This is a genomic window from uncultured Corynebacterium sp., from assembly GCF_947253065.1.
Taxonomy (GTDB): Bacteria; Actinomycetota; Actinomycetes; order Mycobacteriales; family Mycobacteriaceae; genus Corynebacterium.
Window position 1 is genome coordinate 1 of the sequence record NZ_CAMXWS010000062.1, and the last position, 6,123, is coordinate 6,123.

The following is a 6,123-nucleotide window of genomic DNA, read 5'->3' on the forward strand; positions in this document are numbered from 1 at the left end:
CCCGTCATCTTCTGGCCGAGGATGAGGGTGTGCATCTCGTCGGTGCCTTCGTAGGTGCGCACGGACTCGAGGTTGGCGGAGTGGCGGATCGGGGAGTACTCGTGGGTCACGCCGTTGCCACCGAGGATGGTGCGTGCTTCGCGGGCGATCTCGATGGCGGTGCGGGTGTTCTGCAGCTTGGCCACAGAGATCTGGGAGATGTCCAGGGTGCCGGCATCCTTCTGGCGTCCGACGTGGAGGGCGAGCAGGTAGCCCTGGTTCAGGCCAACAGCCATGTCCACCAGTTTCTTCTGGGTGAGCTGGAAGCCGGCGAGGGGCTTGCCGAACTGGGTGCGCTCCTTGGCGTAAGCCAGGGCGCATTCGATGGAGTCGCGGGCAGCGCCGAGTACGCCCCAGCCGATGCCGTAGCGTGCCTCGTTCAGGCACATGAACGGAGCTTTGAGGCCGAAGCGGCCGGAGAGGATCTTGTCCTCACCAACCAGGGCGTCCTTGAGATAAATGTGCGCTTGGGTGGACACGCGCATGGACAGCTTCTTGTCGATCTGCTGCGGGTCAAAGCCCGGGGTGCCCTTTTCCACGATGAAACCAGCGACGGTCTCTTCGCGGCCTTCCGGAATGCCGTCCAGACCAGCGGCTTCGAGGTCGGCGGTGGAAACCTTGGCCCACACGATGGTCAGGTCAGCGTAGTGGGACAGGCCGATCCAGCGCTTCTCACCGTTGAGCACCCAGCCTTCACCGGGCTTGTAGGTGGCGCGGGTGGTCATAGATGCCGGGTCGGATCCGGCGAGGGGCTCGGTCAGGCCGAAGGCGCCGAGGAGCTCACCGGCGGCCATCTTGGGCAGGTATTTTTGCTTCTGCTCTTCAGTGCCGTTGAGGTGGATGGAGGTCATGGCGAGGGAGCCGAGGACGGAGAAGATGGTGCGCAGACCGGAGTCAGCGGCTTCGACCTCAAGCATGGCCAGGCCGTAGTCCACGGCGGAGCGACCGGGGCAGCCGTAGCCGGACAGGTGGGCGCCGATCATGCCCTTCTCAGCAAAGCGGGGGATGAGTTCGAAGGGGACGTGGGCGTCTTCGTACCACTGGCCGACGTGGGGCTTGATTTCGCTTTCGACGAAAGCGCGGACGTCGTCACGCCATGCGATTTCATCGGCGGAGAGCAGGCTGTCGAAGTTGATCAGGTCGGTTGCGAAGGTCATGGTGAAAGGTCCTTTCTGAAAGGTGAGGGTGAGTTATTTGGTGGGGGTGCCCGCGATCCACTCCAGGACATCGTCCCGGTCCTCGTCGAGGCCAGGGGCTGCCTTGGTGTACTGGATGCCGCCGGAGCTTAAGTCCAGTGGGTTGGAAACGAAGGGGACTTCGTCGCTGCCGTCCTTGTTCGGGATCTTCACCACCGGGTCGAGTTCCAGGTCGTCGGCGAAATCGATGGCTTCGCGCACGGTGAGAATCGGTGCGATTGGCAGGCCCTTGGCACGGAACATGTCGATCCATTCCTCGGCATTCTTCGCCGCGAGTAGCTCGTGGAGGATCGGGCGCAATACTTCACGGTTGACGTTGCGCTGTTCGTTGGTGGCAAACCGGGGGTCGTCGGCAAGCTCTGGTGCTCCGAGGCCGTCGGCGAAGACCGCGAACTGCTTGTTGTTGCCCACGCAGATGACCAGGTCGCGGTCCTTGGCAGGGAAGGGGCCGTACGGGAAGATCGACGGGTGGTCGTTGCCCGTGCGGGTCATTTCGGCGTCGGAGGCGACGGCGGCGGATGTCATGTTCACCATGGACGACAGTGCGGCGGACAGCAGATTCGTGCGGATGGTTTCGCCGCCATTACCGAAGCGTTCACGGCGCATGAGGGAGGCGAGGATGCCGACGGTGGTGTGCAGGCCGGTGAGGACGTCGATAAACGCATAGCCTGCTTTTTGTGGCGGGCCATCGGGCGATCCTGTCATGGACATGAACCCGCTGGAGGCCTGAATGAGCATGTCATAGCCCGGCAGCTGCGACCCGGCGCGCGAACCGAAGCCCGTGATCTTCGCATGAATCAGCTCCGGCCAACGCTTCGCCACAGAGTCCGGGTCGAGGCCGAATTTGTTCAGGCTGCCGACACGGAAATTGTCGATCAAGACGTCCGCTCGGTCGATGATCGCGTACGCCGTTTCCAGGTCGTCCGGATCCTTGAGGTCGAGCTTGATGGAGTTCTTGTTGCGGTTGATCGACAGGTAGTAGGTGCCCGTATCGCCGCGCTTCGGTGGCACCCACTGGCGGGTGTCGTCACCGTTGGGGCCTTCGACTTTGATCACGGTGGCGCCGAGGTCCGCGAGCAGCATCGTCGCGTACGGCCCGGCGAGCACACGCGAGAAATCCGCGACGACAATGCCCTGCAGGGGGCCGGCTTGTGGTTGCTGTAGTGCCATTTTCTTACGGTCTCCTTTTTAGTTTCGCTGTTCGCTTATCGACGACTCGTGGTCCTGCTCCAGCTCCCCAATGAACTCGTGGTCCTCGATATTGGATTTGCGGGCGGATTCCTCGAGCTTCTTCCTGTCCGCCGCGGGGAGAGCATCCGCGCTGCCGTGGCGGCGGAACAGGCGCCGTGCCTCGCGGCGCAGGGAAATCTCCTTGCGCAGGTCGTGGCGGTGCGTCCACCAGGCCCAGCCGATGATGACCATGATGAGGATCCCCATGTAGCCAAGGATTGGGTAGACCCAGCCGATGAGGTTGCTGAAGCCGATGAAGCTGAGCACGAAACCGATGAGAGCGGAGACGACGTAGATGGGGTAGAAGCGCTTCGGGTTATTGCGTGAAAGGCGCTTGCCGAAGGCGTAGAACATGCCGATCGCGGTGTTGTAGACCATCCCGTAGATGGCCACTGTCATGACCAGGCCGAGGATGGGGTGGATGTCAGTGACCATCGCCAGGGTGGGCATTTCCTGGTCCTTTACCGTGTCCACGCTCAAGTACAGCGCGGTGACCAGCATGGCCAGCAGGAGCAGGAAGCACGCGCCGCCAGCCAGGCCGCCGAGGCCCGCTTCACGTGGATCGAAAAGGCTGCCGCCGATCACGATCGCCATGGACACACCGACGATGACTTGCAGGCCGATGCTGTTGATCGCGGACACCCACCAATTCGGCAGTGTCGTCGGAACCTGGGTAGCCTGCTCGTGCAGGTTGGAAAAGTCCGGGTTGGCGTTGATGATCGCCCACACCGTGGCGATGCCGATCATGATGATGATCAGCGGGGTGAGCGCACCGATCGCCACCGTCACCTTCTCCACGTCCAACAGGCCGGTGAGCAGCACTAAGACCAACATGATGGTAGCGCCGGCCCATTCCGGCCACCCGAATTGCTGGTTCAGGTTGGCGCCCGCACCGGCGAACATGGAAAAACCGATGCAGAACAGGCAGACCAGGGTGGCGGCGTCGAGGATCTTGGACACGATCGGACCGGAGATCTCGTCGAACACGCTCGTGTGCTCGGTGGCGCGGTGGTAGCTGCCTAGCTGCAGCATGGCGAAGCCAGTCAGCGCCAGTGCCAGCGCCGTAATGATCGCACCGAGCACACCCCAGTTGCCGAAGGCCACAAAATACTGCAATGTCTCACGGCCGGAAGCGAAACTGGCGCCGACGAGCACGCCGACAAATGCCATCGCGATATTGAACACTCTCAGTCCCATGAAAGAACCTTTCTCTATGCGGGAGTTTTAGTGGGGATTTATGAACCGATGTAGCGAATATCCAGGTATTCCTCGATTCCCTCCGTTCCGCCTTCACGGCCAAAGCCGGATTGTTTGATGCCACCAAACGGGGCGGCGATGTCGGTGATCATGCCGCGATTGATGCCCACCATTCCGGCGGCCAGTTCCTTGGCGAATCGCTGGCAGGTGTGCGCATTCTCGGAAAATGCGTAGGCGGCCAGACCGAATTCGGTGTCGTTGGCTTTTTCAATGGCCTCATCCAGCGTGCTGAATGTGCTGATGGTGGCCACCGGCCCGAAGATTTCCTCGCGCAGGATCCTTGCGTCAGCGGGGATATTGCTGAGCACGGTGGGCGGGTAGAAATAGCCAGTTTGATCAGGCACTTCGCCGCCGCGGTGGACGGTGGCGCCAGCGTCGACAGTTTCGGTGACCAGGTCGTGAATGCGGTCGCGCTGGGCGGCGGTGATCATGGGACCCAAGGTGGTGCCCTCATCGAGCCCATTGCCCATGACGACCTTGTTCATTTTTTCGCTGAGGCGGGACGTGAATTCGTCGGCAATTGCTTCGTGCACGAGGAAGCGGTTGGCTGCCACGCAGACCTCGCCGCCGTTGCGCATCTTCGCCTGCATTGCGCAGCTCAGAGCCAAATCTAGGTCGGCGTCTTCCGCAACGACGAATGGTGCATTGCCGCCGAGCTCCATCGAGGCACGCTGCAGGTGCTGCGCGGACTGACGGACGAGAATCTTGCCCACCGCGGTCGAGCCGGTGAACGTGATCTTCCGCAGGCGAGCATCGCTCATGAGGGTCTTCGAAAGCTCGCCAGAATTCGTGGTGGGCAGGATGTGAACGAGATCGCGCGGAGCATCAAAACGCTCAAGTACATCCCAGATCAGCTGGCCGAGCAGCAACATCGACAGGGGAGTCTCCGCAGCGGGCTTGACCAGCACCGGACAGCCCGCAGCAATGGCGGGAGCGATTTTGCGCGCGCCCATGGCCAGCGGGAAATTCCATGGCGTGATGGCCAGCACCGGACCGACCGGGGTACGCGAGACCACGATGTCACCCGCCCCAGCCGGGGACTGCGCGTAGCGTCCCGGAATACGCACGGCTTCCTCGCCGAACCAGCGGAAATAATCCGCGGTATTCGCCGTTTCACCGCGTGCTTCCACGAGGGGCTTGCCCATTTCCACAGTCATCGTGCGCGCGAAATCCTCTTGGCGCGCCATGATTTCCTCGTAGATCGCACGCAGAATATCCGCACGCTGGCGCGGATTGAACGCGCTGTACTCATCCTGCGCGTCAACAGCGCGCGTCAACGCATCTAGCCAGTCATCGGCCTGCGTATCGACGACACGTGCAACCTCTTCCTCCGTCGCCGGATTCAGCACTGTGAATGATTCACGAGCAACCGAGGTATCTGTACGAGGATCCAACGGCAGGTTTTCCGGCAGCTGCTGACTATTACTCAGTGTCACGTTCTTCAACTCCTTTATCGTCCGTGCGGGCTTAAAGGTTGTCCTTGATGGCGGCCACGAGGATCTCCAAACCTTCGGTGAGCAGGGTTTCCGGAATGACCAGCGGTGGGAGGAGACGGATCACATTGCCGTCGGTACCGCAGGTGAGCGTGACCACGCCTTGCTCTTTGCAGGCATTCGCGATAGCGGCTGTGCGCTCAGCGGTATCCAGCTCAAGCGCGATCATCGCGCCGCGACCGCGGACCTCACGCACAACGTTGTTGTCTACGAGCGGCTCGAGGTGGGAGCGGATGATCCCTTCGATTTCGCGGGCACGACCACACAAGTCGTTTTCTTCGATCTCCTCGAATACAGCCATCGCTGCTGCGCACGCCAGTGGATTACCGGCATAGGTTCCACCCAGCGCGCCGGGTCCAGGAGCATCCATGATCTCGGCGCGACCGGTCACAGCGGACAGTGGCAAACCGGCGGCGAGCGCCTTGGCGGATGTGATCAAATCCGGCTCGACACCCTCGTGGTTGCAGGCGAACATATCGCCCGTGCGTGCCAGACCAGCCTGGATTTCATCGGCGACAAAGACCACATTGTTGTCGCGGCACCACTGCACAATTGCCGGCAAGAAGCCTTTTGCTGGTTCGATGAAGCCGCCTTCACCCTGGATCGGCTCGAGAACAACGCACGCGAGGTTGTCTGCACCGATCTGGGTTTCCAGAACGCGAATGGCTCGGTCGGCAGCTTCCTGGCCGGTCAAGCCGTCGCGAAGCGGGTACGACATGGGCACACGGTGGACATCAGAAGCGAATGGGCCGAAGCCGGTCTTGTACGGCTTGTTCTTCGCGGTCATGGCCAGCGTGAAATTGGTGCGACCGTGATAGGCATTGTCGAAGGTGGCCACTGCGTATTTGCCGGTGTGGGAGCGAGCGATCTTCACCGCGTTCTCCACGGCTTCTGCACCAGAATTGAAC

Annotated in this window: 5 protein-coding genes; all 5 read right to left on the bottom strand. The window is 61.6% G+C overall.

Features of this window, described 5'->3' with window-relative positions; genetic code table 11:
- The coding region (locus tag Q0X21_RS09765; protein ID WP_297851694.1) for an acyl-CoA dehydrogenase family protein at positions 1-1,196 on the bottom strand (1,196 nt) is incomplete at its 3' end.
- 33 nt (positions 1,197-1,229) lie between these two features.
- Entirely contained in the window at positions 1,230-2,405 is a 1,176-nt protein-coding gene (locus tag Q0X21_RS09770; RefSeq protein ID WP_297851695.1) for a CaiB/BaiF CoA-transferase family protein, read from the bottom strand.
- Between the two features lie 18 nt (positions 2,406-2,423).
- Complete coding sequence (locus Q0X21_RS09775; protein WP_297851696.1) at positions 2,424-3,662, bottom strand: hypothetical protein; 1,239 nt, start codon at positions 3,660-3,662, stop codon at positions 2,424-2,426.
- A 38-nt stretch (positions 3,663-3,700) separates the two neighbouring features.
- Positions 3,701-5,134 (bottom strand): NAD-dependent succinate-semialdehyde dehydrogenase, encoded by a 1,434-nt coding sequence (locus Q0X21_RS09780; RefSeq protein WP_297851698.1) that lies wholly within the window; start codon positions 5,132-5,134, stop codon positions 3,701-3,703.
- Between the two features lie 55 nt (positions 5,135-5,189).
- Positions 5,190-6,123: aminotransferase class III-fold pyridoxal phosphate-dependent enzyme (locus Q0X21_RS09785; protein WP_297851697.1), on the bottom strand; the 934-nt coding region annotated here is incomplete at its 5' end.

What these genes read in the sequence shown, in the direction of transcription:
- Q0X21_RS09770 (WP_297851695.1), bottom strand. Translation starts at nt 2,405, where the DNA reads ATGGCACTACAGCAACCACAAGCCGGCCCCCTGCAGGGCATTGTCGTC.
- Q0X21_RS09775 (WP_297851696.1), bottom strand. Translation starts at nt 3,662, where the DNA reads ATGGGACTGAGAGTGTTCAATATCGCGATGGCATTTGTCGGCGTGCTC.